This window comes from Blastococcus sp. SYSU DS0669 (assembly GCF_054050895.1).
In genome coordinates, this window is sequence record NZ_JBJHAE010000007.1 from 170,554 (window position 1) to 192,342 (window position 21,789).

The following is a 21,789-nucleotide window of genomic DNA, read 5'->3' on the forward strand; positions in this document are numbered from 1 at the left end:
CGGGAACCCGTCCCGGGCACCCAGGGCCCGCCGCCCTCGATCGGGTCCCGAGAACTGTCCCGGGGAACCCGGGACAACTGCCCCGTGACGACCGGGACGCCGGCAGGCGAGGATGCGCGCGTGCAGACACAGGCGCCGGCGACCGGGCGGATCGGGGCGTCGCGGTCGCAGGGCCCGCCACCGCCGCCACCTCGCCGGGTCCGGGTCGGCCGGCCGGCCGCCTGGGCCGTCCTCGCCCTGTCGCTGGCCGCCTGCGCCGCCGCCGCCGTCCTGGACGTGCTCACGCCCTCCGCGGCGCGGGCCGCCGTCGACGTCGCCCCCGGCTCGGTGGCCGCGCTCGCCGGTGTCGCCGTCGCCGTCCCCGGGGCGCTGCTGCTCCTCCGGGCGCCGGGCAACGCCGTCTCCTGGGTGCTCGCCGGCACGGGGCTGTTCTGGGCGGTCGACGGCCTCGCCGAGTCGTGGCTCGCGTACGCGGTCCAGCACGACCCGGCGCTGCCCGGGGCGAGCTTCGCCTTCTGGTTCCTGCAGCGGCTGGGCGCCGCCCTGCTGCTCGGGCTGCCGCTGCTGCTGCTCCTCTACCCCGACGGGCGGCTGCCGGGCGGGCGGTGGAGGCCCGTCGCGATCGCCAGCCTCGCGTCGACCGCCCTGCTGCCGTCGCTCCTCCTGGTGGTCCCCTCGGAGGTCGCCTTCACCGCCGACGACGGTCAGGTGCCGGGGGTCTACCGCTCCCTGGACCTCGACCTCACCACCCTGCCGCTGCCCGAATCGGTCACCCTGCCCCTCCTGCGGATCGCCCTTCCCGTCGCCGTGCTGGGGATCGCCGTGCCCGCGGCCTCGGTGGTCCTCCGCTACCGCCGGGCCACGAACGAGGACCGTCGCCGGATGCGCTGGCTCCTCTGGGCCGCCGTCGTGGACCTGCTCGTCATGCTCAGCACGCTCCTGCTGCCGGGCGAGCCGAGCGCGATGGCCCTGATGGTCGCCGTCGCGCTCACCGGGGGCGCCGTGGCCGTCGGCATCCTGCGGCCGCGCGCGGTGGACATCGACCGGCTCCTCGGCGGCACGGTGGTCTACGGCGTCCTGGGCATCGGCGTCGTCCTGCTGGACCTGGCGGTGCTCGGCGCGGCCGGCGCGCTGCTCGGCGACCGGTTCGGCGAGCACGATGCGACCCTGCTGACCCTGCTGCTCGTCGCCGCCGTCTACGTGCCGCTGCGAGCCCCGCTCTGGCGGCTGGTCCGGCGCTGGGTGCTCGGCGAGCGGGACGACCCCTACCGGGTGGTCTCGGGGCTGGCCGCGCGGCTGGAGCGCTCCGACGGCGCGGAGGCGCAGCTCGTGGCGATCGCGGCGGCGGTCGCGGAGGCCTTCCGGTCTCCCTACGTCGGCGTCGAGGTGGATCACGCGGGCGGCGAGCGGCTGGTCGCCGAGCACGGCCGGCGCCCACCGGCGGTGCGGTCCCTGCCCATCGCCTACCGCGGCGAGGAGGTCGGGCGCCTCCTGCTGCCCCGGGACGGCGTCCGCGCGCACCTGGTCACCCGCGACGAGGGGCTGCTGGCCGACGTCGTGCGCCAGGCCGCGGCCGCCGCGCGGGCCAGCTCGCTGGCCGCCCAGCTGCAGCAGAGCCGTGAGGAGCTGGTCGCCGCCCGCGAGGAGGAGCGCCGCCGGCTGCGCCGCGACCTCCACGACGGCCTCGGCCCCAGCCTGGGCGCCGTGGTCCTGCGCATCGACACCGCCCGCAACCTCGCCGCGGCCGGGCGCGCGGAGGACGCCGACCGGCTGCTCCGCACGGCCCGGGACGACGTCGCCGCCGCGCTGGCCGACGTCCGCCGGCTGGTGCACGACCTCCGGCCGCCCGCGCTGGACGACCTCGGCCTGACCGGGGCGGTGCGCCAGCAGGCCGACCGGCTGCTGGGCGCCGGCACGGCCACCACGGTCGAGGCGGACCCGACCGCCGAGGACCTGCCCGCCGCCGTGGAGGTCGCCGCCTACCGGATCGCGTCGGAGGCCCTGGCCAACGTCGCCCGGCACGCCCGCGCCTCGACCTGCCGGGTGGAGCTGGTCCGCGACGCCGACCGGTCCCTGGTCCTGACGGTGACCGACGACGGCGTCGGCATCCCGGAGGGCGCGCCGGCCGGCGTGGGGCTGGTGTCGCTGCGCGAGCGCGCCGCCGAGCTCGGCGGCCGGTGCACGGTTTCGTGCCCGCCGGACGGCGGGACGGTGGTGCGGGCGGTCCTGCCCGCGGACGGAGGGGGGAGGGCGAGTGGACAGGACCGTGAGCATCGCAGCGAGGCGGCTGCCGGCAGGGAGGGAGCATCGCAGCGAGGTACGAGCGAGGAGCGGACCGACCGCGGAGGCGGCCTGGGCGTGGGAGCGAGGAGCGGAGCGGTCCGCGGAAGCGAGGAGGTGCACCGTGGGTGAACCCGCTGGGGACGACGAGCCGCTGCGGGTGGTGGTCGCCGACGACCACCCGGTCTACCGCGACGGCCTGGCCATGCTGCTCGACTCCGTCCCGGGCCTCGCCGTGGTCGGTACCGCCGCCGACGGTGAGGCCGCGGTGGCCCTCGCGCTCGCGGAGCAGCCCGACGTCGTCGTCATGGACGTGCAGATGCCGGGGATCGACGGGATCGAGGCGACCCGGCGGGTGACCTCGGCGTCGCCGTCGGTGGGGATCGTCGTCCTGACCATGAGCGAGGACGACGGGACGGTGTTCGCCGCCGTGCGGGCCGGGGCGCGCGGCTACCTGCTCAAGGGCGCCGACCAGGAGGAGGTGGTCCGGGCGATCACGACGGTGGCCAACGGCGGCGCGGTGTTCGGCGCCGCCCTCGCCCGGCGGATCGGTGAGTTCTTCGCCTCGGGTCCGACCGGGCCGGAGACCGTCTTCCCCCAGCTCACCGCCCGCGAGCGGGAAGTGCTCGACCTGGTCGCCGCCGGGCGGTCCAACGCGCAGATCGCGGCGGCGCTGTACCTGTCGCCCAAGACCGTCCGCAACAACGTGTCCAACGTGCTGGCCAAGCTGCAGGTCACCGACCGGGCGCAGGCCATCGTGCGGGCCCGCGACGCGGGGCTGGGCCGCTGAGCACCGGGAATGGTGGTGCGGCGCCGCTCGTTCGACCAGGCATGACGACCTCCCCTCAGCAGCCCCAGGTCACCAAGACCGACGAGGAGTGGCGGGCGCAGCTGTCCCCGGAGGAGTACGCGGTGCTCCGCCAGGCGGGCACCGAGCGCGCGTGGACCGGCGAGTACGTCGACACCAAGACCGTCGGCGTCTACGAGTGCCGCGCGTGCGGGGCCGAGCTGTTCCGCTCGGAGACGAAGTTCGACTCGCACTGCGGCTGGCCGTCGTTCTACGAGGCCTCCGCGGAGGACAACGTCATCCTCCGCGAGGACCGCAGCTACGGGATGATCCGCACCGAGGTGCTCTGCGCCACCTGCCACAGCCACCTGGGCCACCTCTTCGACGACGCCCCGCAGACGCCCACCGGCGACCGATACTGCATCAACAGCGTCTCCATCCGGTTGCAGCCGGCGGAGTAGCCGCACCCCTACGCCTGAGGGCGGTCATCGATCACTCGATGACCGCCCTCAGGCGTGTGACGGGGTGTTCAGGCCAGGTCGTGGACCAGCTCCGCCATCGGCTTCCGGATGCCGGTGTAGAACGGCACCTCCTCGCGCACGTGCCGGCGGGCCCGGCTGGCGCGCAGGTCGCGCATGAGGTCGACGATGCGGTGCAGCTCGTCGGCCTCGAAGGCCAGCATCCATTCGTAGTCGCCGAGGGCGAAGGCGGCGACGGTGTTGGCCCGGACGTCGGGGTAGGGCCGGGCCTGCATGCCGTGCTCCTTCAGCATGTCCCGCCGCTCCTCGTCGGGCAGCAGGTACCACTCGTAGGACCGCACGAAGGGGTAGACGCAGACGTAGCGCCGCGGCTCCTCGTCGGCGAGGAACGCCGGGATGTGGCTGCGGTTGAACTCCGCCGGGCGGTGCAGCGCCAACTGCGACCACACCGGGTCCAGCCGCCGGCCGAGCGCCGTCCGGCGCAGGCGCGTGTAGGCCTCCTGCAGCGCCTCCGCGGTCGAGGCGTGCCACCACACCATGAGGTCGGCGTCGGCGCGGAACCCGGCGACGTCGTAGGTGCCGCGGACGACGACGTCCTTGCCGGCCAGCTCCTCGATCAGCGCGGCGGCCTCGTCGGCGGCCGCGCTCCGCTGCTCGTCACCGAACGGCCGCGCGAGCCTGAACACCGACCACATCGTGTAGCGGATGGTGTCGTTCAGCTCGTTGGCCCGCTTGCCGATGCTGCGCTGGTCCTCGCTCATGCGCTCCATTGTCCCGCACCACCGCTCGCCCCTCCGTGCCGGGCGGCCCACCCGGGTGCGGGAACACCGAGGGCCCCGATCGGTGCGATCGGGGCCCTCGGAGGGGTCGGCCGTGCCGGTGCGGGGTGGCGTCAGCCGGCCTGGGCCGGCTGCTCGCGCCCCTCCGACGGCCGGACCGCGCGAGCGGCGCGGCAGTCGGAGCAGGCGGCCATCCACACGTGGTGCTTGAAGCACCGGACCGGTGGGACGGGTGGGACGATGGACTTCTGGTGCAGGTGCGTGCGCACGGCAGACCCAACGCCGGCCGGGCCGCGCCGATGCCCGCGCCTCCCGTGATCCCCGGCACGGGTCCCGCGTTCGGGTCGACCGCCTGGACCTCGCCTAGATGAGGGCGGCCACGGCCCGGTGCGCGTCGCGGATGCAGGCGGGTACGCCCACCCCCTCGTACGCGGCACCGGCGACGGCCAGGCCGGGCACGCCGGCGACCGCGGCCCGGACCGCGGCCACGCGCCCGGGGTGGCCGACCTGGTACTGCGGGAGCCCGCCACCCCAGCGCACCACGCGGGTCTGCAGCGGCTCCGGCCGCTCGAGGGCCAGCAGCTCCGCGACGTCGGCGACCACGTCGGCGGCCAGCTCCTCGTCGGGGCGCTGCAGCTGCTCCTCGTCCCGGAACCGGCCCACCGACGAGCGCACCCGCAGCACCCCGCCGCGGGCCAGGTGCGGCCACTTGGCCGAGGAGACGGTGACGCCCTTGACCAGCCGGCCGGTCACCGGCGGCACGAGCAGGCCGGACCCGGCGTCGACGTCCTGGCCCGGGAAAGCCATGGCGACCACGGCCATCGAGGCGTACGGGATGCCCCGCAGCGGCTCGACGGCGTCCGCGGCGACGTCGCCGAGCAGGCGTGCCGCCTTCGGCGCCGGGGCCGTCACGAGCACGGCGTCGGCGGTCAGCACCTCGGGCGCGGCGACCGGTCCGACCGAGACCTCGAACCCGGTCGCCGTGCGGCGCAGGGCGTGGGCCGGCGTACGGAGCCGGACATCCGCCCGCGCCGCCTCGGCCAGCGCCGCGGGGAGCGCCCCGATTCCCCGGTCGACGGTGACGAACACCGGGCCGTCGGCGTCGCCGCGGCTGCGCCCCCCGGCCTCCCGGGCGGCCGCGACGGCCTCGAGCACCGAGCGGGCGCCGCGCAGGTGCGCCGCCAGCTGCGGGATGGTGGCGGTCAGCGACAGCTCGTCCGCCCGGCCGGCGTAGACGCCGCCGAGCAGCGGCTCCACCAGCCGGTCGACCACCTCGTCGCCGAGCCGCTCGCGCAGCAGCCCACCGACGGTGACGTCGCCGTCGGGCAGCTCCAGCGGCGGGAGCTCGGCCTCGGCGCGGACCCGCGCCACCCCGGCGGGGGTCAGCACACCGTCCAGCCCGTCGGCCGAGGCCGGCACGCCGAGGAGGGTGCCCGCCGGCAGCTGGAACCGGCCCTCGGGGAGCACCACCGAGGCCTGGGTGGTGGCCGGCGGCACCAGCCGGTCGCCCCACCCGAGGGCCTCCACGAGGGCGACGGCCTCGGGCACCCGGGCCAGCATCGCCTCGGCACCGGTGTCGTACCAGGCCCCGGCCAGGTCCATCCGGTCCAGCTTGCCGCCGATGCGGTCGCCGGCCTCCAGGACGACGATCTCGTCGTCGGGCCGGCGGCGGCGCCACTCGAAGGCGGCGGCCAGGCCGGTGATCCCGGCGCCGACGACCACCAGCCGGCGGGTCACGAGCCCGTCAGCTCGTGCACCAGCGCGGCGACCCGGGTGAGGACGTCGGGGTCGGTGTCGGGCAGCACGCCGTGGCCGAGGTTGAAGATGTGCCCGCGGGCACCCTTCGCCTGCTCGACGACCCGGCGGACCTCCCGCTCGACGGTGGCCCGGTCGGCCAGCAGCACGGCGGGGTCGAGGTTGCCCTGCAGCGAGCGGGCCGGGCCCACGCGGCGGGCGGCCTCGTCCAGCGGGACGCGCCAGTCGACCCCCACGACGTCGGCGCCGGCGTCGCCGATGAGCGGCAGCAGCTCCCCGGTGCCCACCCCGAAGTGGATCCGGGGGACGTCCCGGTCGCCGAGCCCGTCGAAGACCGCCCGCGAGTGCGGCAGCACGCGCTCGGCGTAGTCGGCAGCCGAGAGCACCCCGGCCCACGAGTCGAACAGCTGCACGGCCGAGGCGCCGGCGTCGACCTGGGCGCGCAGGAAGGTCGCCGCCGACAGCGACAGCCGCTGCAGCAGCCGGGACCACGCCTCCGGCTCGGCGTACATGAACGCCTTGGTGCGGGCGTGCTCCTTGGAGGGCCCGCCCTCGATCAGGTACGTGGCGAGGGTGAAGGGCGCCCCGGCGAAGCCGATCAGCGGCGTCGGGCCGAGCTCGGCGACCAGCGAGCGCACCGCCGTCTGCAGGAAGCCGAGCTGGTCGGGCCCGAGGTCGGGCAGCGCGTCGACGTCGGCCACGGTGCGCACCGGGTTCGCGACGACCGGCCCGATGCCCGGCTTGATCTCGATGTCCACCCCGGCCACCACCAGCGGCAGCACGATGTCGGAGAAGAGGATGGCGGCGTCGACCTGGTGGCGGCGGACCGGCTGCAGGGTGATCTCGGTGACCAGGTCGGGGTCCTGGCAGGCCGCGAGCATCGCCGTGCCGGCGCGCAGGGCCCGGTACTCCGGGAGCGAACGCCCGGCCTGGCGCATGAACCAGACCGGCGTGCGGCTCACCGGGAGGCCGCGTGCGGCACGGACGAGGTCGGAATCGGCCGGGGACGCCGACGCGGGAGCGGGACTCACGACCGCCGATCCTCCCAGACCGCCGGGTCGCACCGCCGCGCCGCGTCCGGCCGCCTGCGGCGCGTCGGCGACGCACCGCCCCGCACCGGCCTACTCTGCGGACGTGGAGCCGCGCAACCTGGCCGACGCCGGGGACGGGAACCGGGACGGCGACGTCCCGGCCGCCTTCCGCGCCGCCCTGGAGTCGCTGGCCGCGGTGCGGGTGCGCCCCGAGATCGAGCTGGGTCGCATCCCGGCGCCGCAGCGCCTGGCTCCCTACGCCGTCGCCCTGGGCGCCCGGGTGCCCGATCCCGAGGCCGGCGACGACGAGGACGACGTGGAGATCGCCAGCGCGCGGTTCATCGTCCTGTTCGACCCCGACGGCCACGAGGCCTGGCACGGCACCACGCGCTGCGTCGGCTACCTCTCCGCCGGGACCGACGAGGAGCTGGTGGACGACGCCATGTTCTCCGAGGTGGCCTGGAGCTGGCTGACCGACGCGCTCGGTGACGCCGGCGCGGTGCACCACACGGTCGGCGGCACGGTCACCCGGACCGCGTCGACGCGCTTCGGCGAGCTGGCCGGCCCCGAGCACACGGTCGACGTCGAGATCCGCGCCTCCTGGACCGCCGTGGACTCCGACCTCGACCGGCACCTGGTGGCGTGGCTCGAGGTGCTGGGCAACGCCGCCGGTCTGCCGCCCCCCGGCGTGCACCTCCTGGGTCCCTCCGACCGGGTCGGCAGCGAGACTCTCTAACATCGGTGCGGCACAGCGGCGCGGAGCCCGTTGAGCCGGTGCTCCTCCCCAGGATCGGCGCGGTCGCCGCCCTCCCGGCCCGGGCGCCGGTGGACCGAAGGACGAGGACCGGCAAGAAGGTGGACGGCAACTGAGCACCGAGCCCACTCCCCGGCCACCGGAGGACCCGGCGGCCGCCGAGACCCCCGAGGCGATCCCGCTGCTCGCCCCCCGCGACGGCCTCCCCCCGGTCATCGAGACCTCCACGCAGCTGGTGGAGTACGCCGAGGCGCTGCGCGCGGGCACCGGCCCGGTCGCCGTCGACGCCGAGCGCGCCTCCGGCTACCGCTACGGCCAGCGCGCCTACCTGGTGCAGCTGCGGCGCGACGGCTCGGGCACCGGCCTGCTGGACCCCATCCCGCTGCCGGACCTCTCGGTGCTGCAGGCGGCGATCGCCGACGCCGAGTGGGTGCTCCACGCGGCCAACCAGGACCTGCCCTGCCTCGCCGAGATCGGCCTGGTCCCCGCCCGGATCTTCGACACCGAGCTCGCCGCCCGACTGGCGGGGCTGCCCCGCGTGGGGCTCGGCGCCGTCGTCGAGTCGCTGCTGGGCTTCTCGCTGCAGAAGGGCCACTCCGCCGCCGACTGGAGCACCCGCCCGCTGCCCGAGGAGTGGCTGGTCTACGCCGCGCTCGACGTCGAGGTGCTGGTCGACCTGCGCGACGCGCTGGCCGCCATCCTCGAGGAGCAGGGCAAGACCGAGTGGGCGCGGCAGGAGTTCGAGGCGATCCTCGCCGCCGGCCCGCCCGCGCCGCGGCAGGACCCCTGGCGGCGCACGTCGGGTGTGCACGGCCTGCGCAGCCGGCGTCAGCTGGGCATGCTGCGGGCGATCTGGGAGGCCCGCGACGAGCTGGCCCGCAAGCGCGACGTCGCGCCCGGCCGCGTGCTGCCCGACTCCGCGATGGTCGCCGCCGTCCAGGCCGACCCGAAGAACGAGGGCGCCCTGCTGGAGCTGCCCGTCTTCCGCGGCCGGGCCAACCGCCGGCTGGTGGCGCACTGGTACACCGCGCTCGCGCGTGGCAAGGCGCTGCCCGAGGACCAGCTGCCCCTGCAGAGCAGGCCCGGCGACGGCCCGCCGCCGGTGAACCGCTGGGCCGACCGCGACCCCGCGGCCGCCACCCGGCTGCAGGTGGTGCGGGCCGGGCTCGCGGAGCTGTCGGAGAAGCACTCCGTGCCGGTGGAGAACCTCCTCTCCCCCGACCTGGTGCGCCGGATCATGTGGAGCCCGCCGGAGCCGCGGGAGCGCGCCGCCGTGGCGGAGGCGCTGCGGGCCGGTGGCGCCCGCGAGTGGCAGGTCGAGCTGACCCTCGACCTGCTCGCGGACGCCGTCACCCGCGCCTGAACGACCCGGGGCGGGCCGGGACGCCGGGACGACGACGCCGGCGCCCCCCGCGCTGAGCGGGTGGCGCCGGCGTCGGCGTGGTCACCTGCCGCCCGCCGGCGCTGAGCACGGCGGGCGGCAGGGGTCATCGTCGGGCCGTGGCGGCCCGTCGGCGGGCGAGCGCGTCGACGCTCGCGGCCAGCAGCAGCACGCCGCCGGTGATGATGAAGTTGAGGTACGCCGCGACCCCCAGCAGGCCCAGCCCGTTGGCGATGATCGCGATGACCAGCCCGCCCAGGACGGCGTCCCGGGCCCGGCCGCGCCCACCGAAGAGGCTGGTGCCGCCGATGACGGCCGCACCGACCGCGTAGAGCAGGGTGTTGCCGGCGCCCGCGTCAGGGGTGACCGAGCTCAGCCGCGAGGTGGCGAGGATGCCGCTGATCGCCGCCAGGCTCGAGGAGATCACGAACGCCAGGACGCGGATCCGGGTGACGTTGATGCCGGCACGGCGCGCGGCCTCGGCGTTGCCGCCGACGGCGTAGACGTGCCGGCCGAAGCTGGTCCGCGACAGCACGAACGTCAGGACCAGCAGCAGGACCACGACGAGCGGGACCGCGTACGGGATGCCGGCCAGGTCGATCGTGGCCGCCAGGGCCCGGTCGACGCTGAGGATCGCCGTCACCGCGAAGACGACGGCGGCGATCACGACGATGCGCAGCACGACCAGGGCCAGCGGCTGGTGGGCCAGCCCGCGGGAACGCTGCGACCGCCACCGCCAGAACTCGACAGCTGCGTAGGCGATGACGACGAGCACGGCCAGGATCCACCCGAGGGTGACCGGCAGGTTCTCGTTGGCCAGCGCCCGGATGACCGGCTCGCGGACGGGCACGGTGCCGCCCTGGCCGATCAGCCGCAGGGTGACGCCCTGGAAGCCGAGGAACAGCGCGAGGGTCACCACGAACGACGGGATGCCGACCAGACCCACCAGACTGCCGGTGAAGACGCCGATGACGGCGCCGGTGGCGATCGCGCCGAGGACGGCGATCGGCCAGGCCACCCCGGCCTGCACCAGCAACTGCGCCAGCACCGCCGAGCAGACCCCGCTCACCACACCGGCGGAGAGGTCGATCTCGCCCAGCAGCAGGACGAAGACCAGCCCCATCGCCAGCACGATGATCGGCGTCGACTGGACCAGCAGGTTGGAGAGGTTCAGCGGCGTGAGGAAGGTGCCCGGCCGCAGGACCGTGAACAGGATGCCCAGCACGACGATGCCCAGGACGGCGGGCAGCGCGCCGAGGTCACCGGCCCGCAGCTTGTTCAGGTAGCCGCGGACGGCGCCGCCCACGGTGTTGTCCTGCCGGTCGCCCTCGAAGCCCGCGGCCGGCTTGTGCGGCCCGCTGGCCTCGGCGGCGGTCAGGGTGTTGCTCGACATGGGGGTCCTCTCAGTCCTCGAGCGCGTCGGGCGCGAGCCCCAGCTCGCCGGAGCGGCCGGAGGTGATCAGCTCGATGACCTGGGTGCGGTCGACCTCGGAGATCGGGACGTCGGCGGCGATGCGGCCCAGGTACAGGGCGGCGACGCGGTCGGCGACCTCGAACACGTCGACCATGTTGTGGGTGATGAAGACGACGGCGTGACCGGTGTCGGCCAGCCGCCGCACGAGGTCGAGCACCTGCCGGGTCTGCGCCACGCCGAGCGCGGCGGTCGGCTCGTCGAGGATGACGAGCTTGGACTCCCAGAGCACGGCCTTGGCGATGGCGACGGTCTGCCGCTGCCCACCGGAGAGGCTGGACACCAGCTGGCGCACCGACTTCAGCGTGCGCACCGACAGCTTGGTCAGCGTGTCCCGCGCGGCCTCCTCCATGGAGGCCTCGTCGAGGAGGACGCCGCGCTTGCGCTCCCGGCCCAGGAACATGTTCTGGACGACGTCGAGGTTGTCGGCGAGCGCGAGGTCCTGGTACACGACCTCGATGCCCAGGCGGGCGGCGTCGCGCGGGCCGCTCAGCTGGACCGGCTCGCCCTCGAACTCGACGGTGCCCGAGTCGATCGGGTGGATGCCGGCGATGGCCTTGATGAGCGTGCTCTTGCCGGCGCCGTTGTCGCCGACCAGCGCGGTCACCTTGCCGGGGTAGACGTCGAGGTGGACGTCGTGCAGGACCTGGACGGCCCCGAAGCTCTTGTTGACCCCCCGCAGGCTCAGCGTGGGCCGCTCGAGGGTCGGGGTGGGAGAGGTCTGTTCGGGTGCGGACACCGCTGCGTCCTTCCAGCAGGGAACGGTCGGTCGACCGTGGGCGGGACGATAGGGCGCCCCGCCGCCCCGGGGCGAGCCGGGGCCGGCAGGGCGGGAGCACGCGGCCGGGGCACCCGTGCGGGTGCCCCGGCCGGATGGCTCAGGAGATGCCGAGCTCCGTGCAGGCAGCGGCGTACTCACCGGTGCAGACGTCGGCGGCGGTCTGGTAGCCGTCGTCGATGACCTGCTTGACGTTGTCCCGGAAGATCGAGACCGGCTCGAGCAGCACCGAGGGGACCTCGCGGCCACCCTCGGGGTCCTCGACCGAGCCGTCGACCTGGGGCTCCTCGCCGTTGACCAGGGCCACGGCGAGGTCGGCCAGGGCCTGGGCCTCGTCGGCGATCGGCTTGTAGACGGTCATGCACTGCTCGCCCGCGAGGATGTTCTGCAGCCCCTCGACCGTCGCGTCCTGACCGGTCACCGGCACCTGCCCGGCCACGTTGTTGCGGGCCAGGATCGAGACGACGGCGTTGGCCAGGCCGTCGTTGGCGGCCAGCACGCCCTGGATGTCGCCGCCGGCCTGGGTGTACATCTGCTCGAAGATCGTGGCGGCCTGCTGGTTGTCCCACTCCGGCACGGCCTGCTCGGCGACCTGCGTGTACTGGTCCATCGGGTCCAGGACCTCGTGCGCACCCTGCGAGAACAGCGTGGCGTTGTTGTCGTCGGGCGAGCCGTTGAGGAAGGCGATGTTCGCCGGCTCGGGGCCGAGGCACTGGGCCAGGCCCTCGCCCTGCAGGCGGCCGACCTCGGTGTTGTCGAACGAGACGTAGTAGTCGCTCTCGCCGCCGAGGGTGAGCCGGTCGTAGTCGATCGTCTGCACGCCCTGGCTCTCGGCCTGGCGCTGGATGGCGGCGCCCGAGGCGGAGTCGAGGTTCGTGATCGCCAGGACGGTGACGCCCTCGGTGATCATCTGCTCGGCGATCGTGTTCATCCGCTGGGCGTCGCCCTGCGCGTTCTGGATGTCGTACTCGACACCGGCCTCCTCGAAGGCGGCCTCGAGCAGCGGGCGGTCGGCCGACTCCCAGCGGGCCGAGGAGGCGGTGTCGGGGAGGATCACGCCGACCTTGCCCGCAGCGGCCTCGCCACCGCCACCGCCGCCGCCGTTGCCACCGCTGCTGTCGTCGCCACCACACGCGGCCAGCCCGAAGACCAGGGCCGCAGCGATCGCCGTCGTCACCGTGCGCCGTCGCGCCATGAGAGGGACCTCTATTTCGTTGGGGTTACAGAGAAATTCCGGCGGGTCATCTTGCGCGCCATCCGCTTGTGACCGCAAGCACAGCCCCGCGCCGTTGCCGGACCGTGATCCGGGACCCCCCTCGGACGGGGGTCGTGCCGCGCTTGGCCCAGGCGGTTACCGGTGGGTAACTTGTAGCCCGCCGCGCCCTCCCGGGCCCGGCTCCGACACCTGCGGAGGTTCTGTGTCTTCCACTGAGCGGCGGCCACGCTCGCTGCGTGAGGTCGTCTTCGTCGACGGCGTGCGCACCCCGTTCGGCAAGGCCGGCCCGAAGGGCATCTACGCCGAGACCCGCGCCGACGACCTCGCCGTCCGCGTCATCCGCGAGCTGCTGCGCCGCAACCCGGCGCTGCCGGCCGACCGCGTCGACGAGGTGGCCATCGCCGCCACGACCCAGATCGGCGACCAGGGCCTGACCCTGGGCCGGACCGCGGCGCTGCTGGCCGGCCTGCCGACGTCGGTCCCCGGTTACTCGATCGACCGGATGTGCGCCGGAGCCATGACCGCGGTGACGACGACCGCCAGCGGCATCGCCTTCGGCGCCTACGACGTCGCCATCGCCGGCGGCGTGGAGCACATGGGCCGCCACCCGATGGGCGAGGGCGCCGACCCGAACCCGCGGTTCTTCAGCGAGAAGCTGGTCGACGAGTCCGCGCTCGTCATGGGCTCGACCGCGGAGAACCTGCACGACCGGTTCCCCCACCTGACCAAGGAGCGCGCCGACGCCTTCGCGCTGGCCAGCCAGCAGAAGTACGCCAAGGCGCTCGCCAACGGCAAGATCGGCCCGGAGCTGGTCGCCGTCGCCACCCGCTCGGCCGAGCAGGGCTGGGGCATGGCCACCGTCGACGAGCCGCCGCGGCCGCAGACGACCCTCGAGGGCCTCGGCACGCTCAAGACGCCGTTCCGCCCGCACGGGCACGTGACCGCCGGCAACGCCGCGGGCCTCAACGACGGCGCGACCGGCTGCCTGCTGGCCGCCGAGGACGTCGCCGAGGAGCTCGGCCTGAACGTCGGCATGCGGCTGGTCGGCTACGGCTTCGTGGGGGTGGAGCCCGAGGTCATGGGCGTCGGCCCGGTGCCCTCCACCGAGCGCGCCCTGGCCCGCACCGGTCTCACCATCGAGGACATCGGCCTGTTCGAGCTGAACGAGGCCTTCGCCGTCCAGGTGCTCGCCTTCCTCGACCACTTCGGCATCGCCGACGACGACGAGCGCGTCAACCCGTGGGGCGGCGCCATCGCCGTCGGCCACCCGCTGGCCTCCTCGGGCGTCCGCCTGATGACCCAGCTGTCCCGCCAGTTCGCCGAGCGCCCCGACGTCCGGTACGGCCTCACCGCCATGTGCGTGGGCCTGGGCATGGGCGCCACCGTGATCTGGGAGAACCCGAACTGGGAGGGGTTCCAGAAGTGACGAACGCCGTCTTCGAGAACGAGGTCGTGACCGCCGCCAAGGTGCGCTTCCTGACCCACCCGGGCCTGGTCGGCGAGATCGCGCTGATCACGCTCGACAACGGGCACGACCACACCCGGCCCTCCACCTTCGGCCCCGGCGGCCTGGCGTCCCTGGACGCCGCGCTGGACGAGATCGCGGCGCACTCCCCCGCACCGGCGGCGATCGCCGTCACCGGCAAGCCGTTCGTCTTCGCCGTCGGCGCCGACCTCTCCGGCGTCCCGTCGGTGACCGACGCCGCCGCCGCGCGCGAGATCGCCGAGACCGGCCACCGGGTCTTCCGGCGGCTCAAGGACTCGGCGATCCCGACGTTCGCGCTCGTCAACGGCGTGGCCCTCGGCGGTGGCCTGGAGCTTGCGCTGCACTGCCACTACCGGACGATCAGCGCCGGCGCGGCGGTCGGCTTCCCCGAGGTCTTCCTCGGGCTGGTGCCGGGCTGGGGTGGCACCCAGCTGCTGCCGAACCTGATCGGCATCGACCCCGCCGTCACGGTGATCGTCGAGAACGCCCTGGCGCAGAACAAGATGACGCCGGCGGCCGAGGCCGCGAAGCTCGGCATCGCCGACGCGCTCTTCGAGCCGGCCGACTTCCTCGAGCGCTCGCTCGAGTGGGCCGTCGGCGTGCTCGACGGCTCCGTGCCTGTCTCCCGTCCGGAGGTCGACCGCTCGGCGTGGGACGACGCGATCGCCCGCGCCCGCGGCATCGTCGCCGCCCGGACGCGCAACGCCTCCCCGGGCGCCGTCCGTTCGGTCGGCCTGCTCGACCTGGCCCGCAACGGCATCGCGGGCGACGCCTTCACCGCCGGCACCTCGGCCGAGGACGAGGCGCTCACCGAGCTGCTCATGAGCGACCCGTTGCGGGCCTCGCTCTACTCGTTCGACCTGGTGAACAAGCGGGCCAAGCGGCCGGCCGGCGCTCCCGACCGGAAGCTGGCCCGCAAGGTGACCAAGGTGGGCGTGGTCGGCGCCGGGCTCATGGCCTCCCAGCTGGCGATGCTGTTCGTGCGGCAGCTGAAGGTGCCCGTGGTCCTCACCGACGTCGACCAGGCGCGCGTGGACAAGGGCGTCTCCTACGTGCACGGCGAGCTCGACAAGCTGGCTGCCCGCGGCCGGCTGAGCCGGGACAAGCTCAACCAGCTCAAGGGCCTGGTCACCGGGTCGCTGTCCAAGGACGTCTTCGCCGACGCCGACCTCGTCATCGAGGCCGTCTTCGAGGAGATGTCGGTCAAGCAGCAGGTGTTCCGTGAAGTCGAAGCGGTCGTGTCCGCGACGTGCGTGCTGGCCACCAACACCTCGGCGCTGTCGGTGACCGAGATGGCGGCGAAGCTGGAGCACCCCGAACGCGTGGTGGGGCTGCACTTCTTCAACCCGGTCGCCGTCCTCCCGCTGCTGGAGGTGGTGCGCGCGGAACAGACCGACGACGCGACGCTGGCCACCGCCTTCGCCGTCGGGAAGTCGTTGAAGAAGTCGTGCGTGCTGGTCGCCGACGCCCCGGCGTTCGTGGTCAACCGGCTGCTCACCCGCTTCCTCGGCGAGGTCACCGCCGCCGTGGAGCAGGGCACGCCGGTGCGGGTCGCCGAGAGGGCGCTCGACCCGCTGGGCCTGCCGATGACGCCGTTCGAGCTGCTCTCGCTGGTCGGCCCGGCGGTGGCGCTGCACGTCGCCGAGCGGATGCACGAGGCCTTCCCCGACCGGTTCGCCGTCGGCGAGGGGCTCAGGCGGATCGTCGAGCTCGGCCTGACCAGCGTCTTCACCGAGCCCGGCGTCGTGGACCCCGAGCTCGCGGACGCCTTCGCCGGCGAGGAGCCGCTCACCGAGGAGCAGGTGCGCGCGCGTGCCCTCGAGGCGCTGGCGCAGGAGATCCGGCTGATGCTGGACGAGGGCGTCGTGCAGGCCGTGCAGGACATCGACCTGTGCATGATCCTCGGCGCCGGGTGGCCGTTCTGGCTGGGCGGCATCTCCGCCTACCTGGACCGCACCGGCGTCTCGGAGAAGGTCACCGGTTCCCGCTTCCTGCCGGAGGGCGTCGCCTCCCTCCCCGCCTGACCCCCGCTGGGATCAGGTGCCCTGATCGTGGAGCGTCCTCCCTCACGGTGTGCGGTGAGGGAGAACGCTCTGCGGTGAGGGAGGACGACGGAGCCGAGGTATCGCCGGCGACCTGCCTCCAGCGCACCGCGCAGTGGACGGTTGACCAGCCCGGATCCCCCTGCCAACGTTCGGCGTCCTCGCGCTGGTCCGTTCCGACGGCCCAGCTCCTCGACTGGCTAGGGGTATTGATGAGACGTCTCGCATGTGCAGCTGCCACCACCGGCCTGGCGATCACGACGCTGTGGATCAGTCCCGCCGTCGCCGCGCCCGCCGACGCTTCACGGTTGGCCCCGGTGCCGGTCGCGCGGCACCTGGACAACCCGCGGCAGCTGGACCTCACCGATGACGGGATCCTGGTCATCGCGGAGTCCGGGACCGGCGGCAGCGACTGTGCCGTCGTGGGCGGGGAACAGGTCTGCGTCGGCACCACCGGGGCGGTCAGCATCGTGCGGCGCCCGAGCAAGGTCCAGGGGGTCACCGCGGAGCGCGTGGTGACCGGCCTGCTGTCCGAGGCCGGTCCGTCCGGGATCGGCGCCACCGGCAACGACTCGGCGAGCGCGCGGTCCCTGGACCGGATCTACGTCGCCAAGGACGTCGACGTGCCGGACGGCATCACCGGCCTGCCGAAGGAGCAGGAGGGGAAGCTGCTGCGCGCGGCGGCGGGCCAGCCGGCCGTCGTGGTCGCCGACATCCGTGCCTTCGAGGAGGCGAACGACCCGGACGGCCAGGGTTTCGAGTCGAACCCGTACGGGGTGCTCGACCTGGGCGACCGGGTGCTGGTGGCCGACGCCGCCGCCAACGCCGTCCTCGCCGTCGACGGTAGCGGTGAGATCAGCGTGTTCGCCGTCCTGCCGACCATCACCGGTGGCGGCTGCGACACCCGGCTCAATCAGGACGAAAGCTACTCCTGCGACCCGGTCCCGACGGCCCTCACCTTCAGCCGGGACGGGGACGTCATCGTGGGGGGCCTGGGATCGCTGGTTCCCGGTGCTGGCCGGGTCTGGGAGCTGGACCGCCGGACCGGGGCCATCCAGCAGACCTGGACCGGCTTCACCGGGGTGACCGGTGCTGCGCAGGACCAGGCGGGCAACCTGTACGTCAGCGAGCTGTTCGGCGGTGCCGACCGGGCCGGTCAGATGGTGTTCGTGCCGAAGAACGGCGCACGGGCCACGCTGCCCGTCCCCTCGCCGGCGGGCGTGGTCGTCGACCAGCCCGGGAACGTGTACGTGTCGGTGAACTCGCTCTCCCCCGGCACCGGGATCGGCGCACCGGACAGCGACGGGCAGGTCTGGCGGTTGACCAAGCGGTCCTTCTAGCCGCGCTGACCCCGGCCGGAAGGCGCCGACCTCGACCTGTCGCCGCCTGAACCTCCGCTGGGATCAGGTGCCCTGATCGTGGAGCGTCCTCCCTCACGGTGCACGGTGTGGGAGGACGGTCTGCGGTGCGGGTGGTCGACGGCCGGCGTGGGGCGGCCCGGGGGCGAGCCACGCGGTGGGCTCACCGGAACTTTGGGGTGAGGGCGTACATCGTGCGGTCCACCGAGGCGACCTTGATGTGCGAGAGCCCACCGGCGGCGCCGGCGGCCAGCATCGCCTCGTGCGCGGCGCGCAGCGTGGCCCACACCTCGTCGGCCTCGCCCTCGAGGGTGGTGCCCAGCGCCCCCACCTCGTGACGCAGCCCGGAGGCCTGGATGACGGCGATCGCCGCCTCGACGTGCGCGTGCGGGTTCTCCGCGGTGCCGGGTGGCGACGGCGCCACCTGGATCTCGGCGATGACGGTCATCGCCCGCCCTCGACCGACTCGACGACGGGGCTCTCGGAGCGCTCGGCCAGCCGGGCCGTCCACTCCGCGATCCGACGGGCGACGTCCTGCTCGGTCAGCCCGGCGTCGGCGAGCACCTGCCCGCGGCTGCCGTGCTCGAAGAACTGCTGCGGCAGGCCCAGCGTGCGCACGGGCACGTCGACGTCGCGGTCCTGCAGGGCCTGGCTGAGCGTGGTGCCCACGCCCCCGGCCCGGCCGCCGTCCTCGACGGTGACGACCAGCCGGTGCCCGGCGGCAAGCTCGACCAGCTCGGCCGAGACCGGGAGCACCCAGCGCGGGTCGACGACGGTCACCTCGATGCCGTGGTCGGCGGCCCGCTCGGCGACGGCCTGGCACATCGGCACCATCGAGCCGACGGCGACCAGGAGCACCTCCGCCCGGCTGCCGCGGCGCAGCACGTCCACCGGGCCGCGCCGCTCGACGGCCGGGATGTCCGGGGGCAGCGAGCCCTTGGGGAAGCGCACGACGGAGGGGCCGTCGGTGATGTCGACGGCCTCGCGCAGCGCCTCGCGCAGGGTCGCCTCGTCGCGCGGCGCGGCCAGGGCGAGCCCGGGCACGACCGAGAGGATCGACATGTCCCACATGCCGTTGTGCGAGGCGCCGTCGTCGCCGGTGACGCCGGCGCGGTCGAGCACCACCGTCACCGGCTGGCGGTGCAGCGCGACGTCCATGAGCAGCTGGTCGAACGCCCGGTTGAGGAAGGTCGAGTAGACGGCGACGACCGGGTGCAACCCCGCCATCGCCAGGCCCGCGGCCGAGGTGAGGGCGTGCTGCTCGGCGATGCCCACGTCGAAGGTGCGCTCGGGGAACCGCTCGGCGAACGGCGCCAGGCCCGTCGGGTGCAGCATCGCGGCGGTGATGGCGACGACGTCGGGGCGTTCGGCGCCGACCCGCACCAGCTCGTCGGCGAAGGCATCGGTCCAGGCCAGCCCGGTCTTGCGCACGCTCGCGCCGCTGTCCGGGTCGAAGACGCCCGTCGCGTGCCAGGCGTCGATCTGGTCGGTCTCGGCCGGCGGGTAGCCGAACCCCTTGGTGGTGACGGCGTGCACGATGACCGGGCCGCCGAAGGAGCGGGCCCGCCGCAGCGCGGACTCCATCGCGCGCACGTCGTGGCCGTCGACCGGGCCGACGTACTTCATGCCCAGGTCCTCGAACATGCCCTGCGGCGAGAGGACGTCCTTGAGGCCCTTCTTGATCGCGTGCAGCGCGTCGTAGAGGGCCGAACCGACGACGGGGGCCCGGTGCAGCGCCTGGCGCACCTGCAGCAGCGCCTGCTCGTAGCCGGGGCGCAGCCGCAGCGTGGCCAGCGCGTCGGCGACCCCGCCGATGGTCGGCGAGTAGGAGCGGCCGTTGTCGTTGACCACGATGACGACCGGGCGGTCCTGCGCCGCGGCGATGTTGTTCAGCGCCTCCCAGGCCATGCCGCCGGTGAGGGCACCGTCGCCGATGACGGCGACGACGGGCCGCGAGTCACCCCGGATGGCGAAGGCCTTGGCCAGGCCGTCGGCGTAGGACAGCGACGTCGAGGCGTGGCTGTTCTCCACCCAGTCGTGGTCGCTCTCGGTGCGGCTGGGGTAGCCCGACAGACCGCCGCGCTGGCGCAGCCGCTCGAAGCCCTCGACCCGGCCGGTGAGCATCTTGTGCACGTAGGACTGGTGACCGGTGTCGAACACGATCGGCTCGCGCGGGGACTCGAACACCCGGTGCAGGGCGATGGTGAGCTCGACGCAGCCGAGGTTCGGGCCGAGGTGGCCACCGGTCCTCGCCACGCTGGTGACCAGGGCGTCACGGATCTCCGCGGCGAGGGCGGGCAGCGCTTCGGACTCGAGGGCCCTGACGTCTTCCGGGCCCCGCAGCGATCGCAGGAGCGGCACGGTGCGGCGGTGTCCTCTCGGTCGGGCGGAGCTGGTCAGCGCCGCCGATCCACTGTAACTGCGGTTGCCCCGTACTTCCGGTCGAGCGGGTGCCGCAGATGCAGCTCACAGGCGCGGGACCCACCGCTCCCCGCGCAACGCGCCTCCGACGACCTCCACCCCGCGAGCGGCCGCGGCCAGCCGGGCGCCCTCGCGCTCGTAGGCGCCCATCGCCGCCTCGATGGCCTCGGGGGGAAGCTGGTCGGCGAGCTCGACCCGCAGGGTGCGCCAGCCGGCACGGGCGGCCTCGAGTCCGGCGGCGACGTGGTCGCCGGCGAACCGGGCGAGCAGCACCGGGTACCGGCGGAGCACCTCGTGCGCGCGGTAGTCCGGCGGCACGAGGTCGAACAGCCAGGCGACGGCGGTGCGCTCCCAGTCAGGCGCGCCGGGCGGGCGCACCTCTTCCGGCCAGCCCGGCGGCACTGCGACGTCCACGGCGCCATTCTGCCCCAGTCGTCGAACAGCTGTTCGACAGGTGGCCGTGTCGGGTCAGGAGGACTGGCGCTTGAGCCAGAACTGCTCGAAGCCCCAGGTGCCGGCGCCGCTGGAGTGGTAGCTGACCAGCTCCCACCCCTCGGCGCCGAGCTTGTTGAGCACCGAGCTGGTGTCGCCCTGCTGGCGTTCCGACTGTCCGCCGGGGAGCTTGACGCTCACGCCGGCCCGCTGTGATTCCGCATCGTTGGCGGTGATGACCGAGGCGTATTCCCACGTGGGCACCCCCTGACCGTAGCGAGGCGGGTCACCGCGCGAGCAGCCGGGCGGGTGCGGCGGGCCGCCGGAGGGCGCCGAGCGCACCACCCCGAGCTCGCTCAGAGGGAGACGCCGTCCTCGACCTCGAGCCCCAGCGCCAGCGCGGCACCGGCGGCGACGAACCACCACCCGAGCGCCAGGAGCTTGCGGGCGGCGGCCACGTGCGGGTGGGCGGTCGTGCTCTGCATCGCATCTCCCCTCGTCACAGGGCGGACGCTACGCAGACGACCCGGCGGCCGGACGACCCGTGTGACGGGTGCGACGGGAGTGGTCCTCCGTCGCCGAACCGCCACGTCCCGCCGGGCGTCCTGGCCCTACGCGGCCGGGACCAGCAGCGCGACGCACTCCACGTGGGCGGTCATCGGGAAGGCGTCGAAGCCGCGCAGCGCGGCCAGCCGGTACCCGGCGGCGGCGAACGCGGCGACGTCGCGCCCCAGCGCAGCGGGGTCGCAGGCCACGTAGACGACGGCCCGCGCGCCGCTCCCGGCGAGCCGCCGGCTCACCGCGGTCCCGGCACCGGCGCGGGGCGGGTCGAGGACGACGACGTCCGGCCCGGAGCCCAGTTCGGCGAGCAGCTCGGCGAGCCCGTCGGCGTCCACCTCGCCCTGCCACACCTCGGCCTGAGGCAGGTCGGCGAGGTTGGCGTCCGCGGCCGCGCAGGCGCCGGGGTCGGCCTCGACGCAGACGACGCGCCCGCCCGCACCCACGCCCGGGGCCAGCGCGCCGCCGAACAGCCCGGCCCCCGCGTAGAGGTCCAGCACCGTCTCCCCGGCCGTCACGGCCGCGAACCCGGCGACGGCGTCCACCAGCGCGTCGGCGGCGGCGGGGTGCACCTGCCAGAAGCCGGTGCCCTCGACCTCCCAGTCCCGGCCCCCGGCCCGCCGCTCGGCGCGGCCGGCGGGCTCGGCGGGGAGCTCCTCCCCCGCGCGCCGCACCTCGGCGCGGGGGGGGGGGGGGGGGGGGGGGGGGGGGGGGGGGGGGGGGGGGGGGGGGGGGGGGGGGGGGGGGGGGGGGGGGGGGGGGGGGGGGGGGCGGGGGGGGG

20 protein-coding genes are annotated in these 21,789 nt (G+C 74.7%); 8 read left to right on the top strand and 12 right to left on the bottom strand.

Going from position 1 to position 21,789, the window contains the following annotated elements; genetic code table 11:
- The first annotated feature begins 120 nt into the window (after window positions 1–120).
- Genes ACI792_RS10370 through msrB form a run of 3 tightly spaced genes read left to right on the top strand, consistent with a single transcriptional unit; the run spans window position 121 to window position 3,528 of the window.
- The gene (locus tag ACI792_RS10370; RefSeq protein ID WP_456602529.1) at window positions 121–2,412 is read left to right on the top strand and encodes a sensor histidine kinase; all 2,292 of its coding nucleotides are present in this window, start codon (window positions 121–123) and stop codon (window positions 2,410–2,412) included.
- On the top strand, window positions 2,405–3,070 hold the full coding sequence (locus ACI792_RS10375) for a response regulator (RefSeq protein WP_456602530.1): 666 nt from the start codon (window positions 2,405–2,407) through the stop codon (window positions 3,068–3,070). Before ACI792_RS10370 ends, ACI792_RS10375 begins: the two co-directional genes overlap by 8 nt.
- 41 nt (window positions 3,071–3,111) lie before the next feature.
- On the top strand, window positions 3,112–3,528 hold the full coding sequence (gene msrB / locus ACI792_RS10380) for a peptide-methionine (R)-S-oxide reductase MsrB (protein ID WP_456602531.1): 417 nt from the start codon (window positions 3,112–3,114) through the stop codon (window positions 3,526–3,528).
- A gap of 68 nt (window positions 3,529–3,596) precedes the next feature.
- Here the strand turns inward: msrB and hemQ are convergent, their stop codons facing one another.
- From hemQ to hemE, 3 genes are all read right to left on the bottom strand, one after another.
- Window positions 3,597–4,307: a hydrogen peroxide-dependent heme synthase gene (hemQ, locus tag ACI792_RS10385; protein ID WP_456602532.1), complete on the bottom strand. Its 711-nt coding sequence runs from the start codon at window positions 4,305–4,307 to the stop codon at window positions 3,597–3,599.
- A 381-nt stretch (window positions 4,308–4,688) separates the two neighbouring features.
- On the bottom strand, window positions 4,689–6,062 hold the full coding sequence (gene hemG / locus ACI792_RS10390) for a protoporphyrinogen oxidase (protein ID WP_456602533.1): 1,374 nt from the start codon (window positions 6,060–6,062) through the stop codon (window positions 4,689–4,691).
- Window positions 6,059–7,111, bottom strand: coding sequence for a uroporphyrinogen decarboxylase (hemE, locus tag ACI792_RS10395; protein WP_456580452.1), 1,053 nt, complete (start codon window positions 7,109–7,111; stop codon window positions 6,059–6,061). The genes hemG and hemE overlap by 4 nt, the downstream gene beginning before the upstream one ends.
- Before the next feature lie 103 nt (window positions 7,112–7,214).
- Between hemE and ACI792_RS10400 the strand changes: the two genes are divergently transcribed.
- Window positions 7,215–7,847, top strand: coding sequence for a DUF3000 domain-containing protein (locus ACI792_RS10400; protein ID WP_456602534.1), 633 nt, complete (start codon window positions 7,215–7,217; stop codon window positions 7,845–7,847).
- A gap of 130 nt (window positions 7,848–7,977) precedes the next feature.
- Entirely contained in the window at window positions 7,978–9,228 is a 1,251-nt protein-coding gene (locus ACI792_RS10405) for a ribonuclease D (RefSeq protein ID WP_456602545.1), read from the top strand.
- Window positions 9,229–9,352: 124 nt separating this feature from the next.
- Here the strand turns inward: ACI792_RS10405 and ACI792_RS10410 are convergent, their stop codons facing one another.
- The 3 genes from ACI792_RS10410 to ACI792_RS10420 all read right to left on the bottom strand — a co-directional run bounded on the left by ACI792_RS10410 (window position 9,353) and on the right by ACI792_RS10420 (window position 12,690).
- Entirely contained in the window at window positions 9,353–10,639 is a 1,287-nt protein-coding gene (locus ACI792_RS10410) for a sugar ABC transporter permease (RefSeq protein ID WP_456580450.1), read from the bottom strand.
- Window positions 10,640–10,649: 10 nt separating this feature from the next.
- Window positions 10,650–11,456, bottom strand: coding sequence for an ATP-binding cassette domain-containing protein (locus ACI792_RS10415; protein ID WP_456602535.1), 807 nt, complete (start codon window positions 11,454–11,456; stop codon window positions 10,650–10,652).
- A 139-nt stretch (window positions 11,457–11,595) separates the two neighbouring features.
- Window positions 11,596–12,690: a sugar ABC transporter substrate-binding protein gene (locus ACI792_RS10420; RefSeq protein ID WP_456602536.1), complete on the bottom strand. Its 1,095-nt coding sequence runs from the start codon at window positions 12,688–12,690 to the stop codon at window positions 11,596–11,598.
- Between the two features lie 223 nt (window positions 12,691–12,913).
- On the opposite strand from ACI792_RS10420, the gene ACI792_RS10425 reads away from it, so the two are divergent.
- The 3 genes from ACI792_RS10425 (at window position 12,914) to ACI792_RS10435 (ending at window position 17,579) form a co-directional block, all read left to right on the top strand.
- A complete protein-coding gene (locus ACI792_RS10425; RefSeq protein WP_456602537.1) occupies window positions 12,914–14,137 on the top strand; it encodes a thiolase family protein in 1,224 nt (407 codons plus the stop codon).
- Entirely contained in the window at window positions 14,134–16,221 is a 2,088-nt protein-coding gene (locus tag ACI792_RS10430) for a 3-hydroxyacyl-CoA dehydrogenase NAD-binding domain-containing protein (protein WP_456602538.1), read from the top strand. The genes ACI792_RS10425 and ACI792_RS10430 overlap by 4 nt, the downstream gene beginning before the upstream one ends.
- Window positions 16,222–16,451: 230 nt before the next feature.
- Window positions 16,452–17,579 (top strand): ScyD/ScyE family protein, encoded by a 1,128-nt coding sequence (locus tag ACI792_RS10435; protein ID WP_456602539.1) that lies wholly within the window; start codon window positions 16,452–16,454, stop codon window positions 17,577–17,579.
- Window positions 17,580–17,760: 181 nt separating this feature from the next.
- Here ACI792_RS10435 and ACI792_RS10440 read toward each other — a convergent pair whose 3' ends face one another.
- The 6 genes from ACI792_RS10440 to ACI792_RS10465 form a co-directional block, all read right to left on the bottom strand.
- Window positions 17,761–18,045 (bottom strand): thiamine-binding protein, encoded by a 285-nt coding sequence (locus ACI792_RS10440; RefSeq protein ID WP_456602540.1) that lies wholly within the window; start codon window positions 18,043–18,045, stop codon window positions 17,761–17,763.
- Window positions 18,042–19,958, bottom strand: coding sequence for a 1-deoxy-D-xylulose-5-phosphate synthase (gene dxs, locus ACI792_RS10445; RefSeq protein WP_456602541.1), 1,917 nt, complete (start codon window positions 19,956–19,958; stop codon window positions 18,042–18,044). Before dxs ends, ACI792_RS10440 begins: the two co-directional genes overlap by 4 nt.
- 105 nt (window positions 19,959–20,063) lie before the next feature.
- Window positions 20,064–20,432 carry a hypothetical protein gene (locus ACI792_RS10450; protein ID WP_456580442.1) on the bottom strand — a complete coding sequence of 123 codons (369 nt, stop codon included), beginning with the start codon at window positions 20,430–20,432 and terminating at the stop codon, window positions 20,064–20,066.
- 54 nt (window positions 20,433–20,486) lie between these two features.
- Window positions 20,487–20,714, bottom strand: coding sequence for a DUF4177 domain-containing protein (locus ACI792_RS10455; protein ID WP_091930586.1), 228 nt, complete (start codon window positions 20,712–20,714; stop codon window positions 20,487–20,489).
- A gap of 92 nt (window positions 20,715–20,806) precedes the next feature.
- Window positions 20,807–20,935: a hypothetical protein gene (locus ACI792_RS10460; RefSeq protein WP_456580441.1), complete on the bottom strand. Its 129-nt coding sequence runs from the start codon at window positions 20,933–20,935 to the stop codon at window positions 20,807–20,809.
- Between the two features lie 126 nt (window positions 20,936–21,061).
- The gene (locus tag ACI792_RS10465) at window positions 21,062–21,682 is read right to left on the bottom strand and encodes a hypothetical protein (RefSeq protein WP_456602542.1); all 621 of its coding nucleotides are present in this window, start codon (window positions 21,680–21,682) and stop codon (window positions 21,062–21,064) included.
- Window positions 21,683–21,789 lie beyond the last annotated feature (107 nt).

Coding starts and splice junctions, on each gene's coding strand:
- hemQ (WP_456602532.1), bottom strand. CDS start 4,307: ATGAGCGAGGACCAGCGCAGCATCGGCAAGCGGGCCAACGAGCTGAAC.
- ACI792_RS10440 (WP_456602540.1), bottom strand. CDS start 18,045: ATGACCGTCATCGCCGAGATCCAGGTGGCGCCGTCGCCACCCGGCACC.
- ACI792_RS10420 (WP_456602536.1), bottom strand. CDS start 12,690: ATGGCGCGACGGCGCACGGTGACGACGGCGATCGCTGCGGCCCTGGTC.
- ACI792_RS10410 (WP_456580450.1), bottom strand. CDS start 10,639: ATGTCGAGCAACACCCTGACCGCCGCCGAGGCCAGCGGGCCGCACAAG.
- ACI792_RS10435 (WP_456602539.1), top strand. CDS start 16,452: ATGAGACGTCTCGCATGTGCAGCTGCCACCACCGGCCTGGCGATCACG.
- ACI792_RS10460 (WP_456580441.1), bottom strand. CDS start 20,935: ATGCAGAGCACGACCGCCCACCCGCACGTGGCCGCCGCCCGCAAGCTC.
- msrB (WP_456602531.1), top strand. CDS start 3,112: ATGACGACCTCCCCTCAGCAGCCCCAGGTCACCAAGACCGACGAGGAG.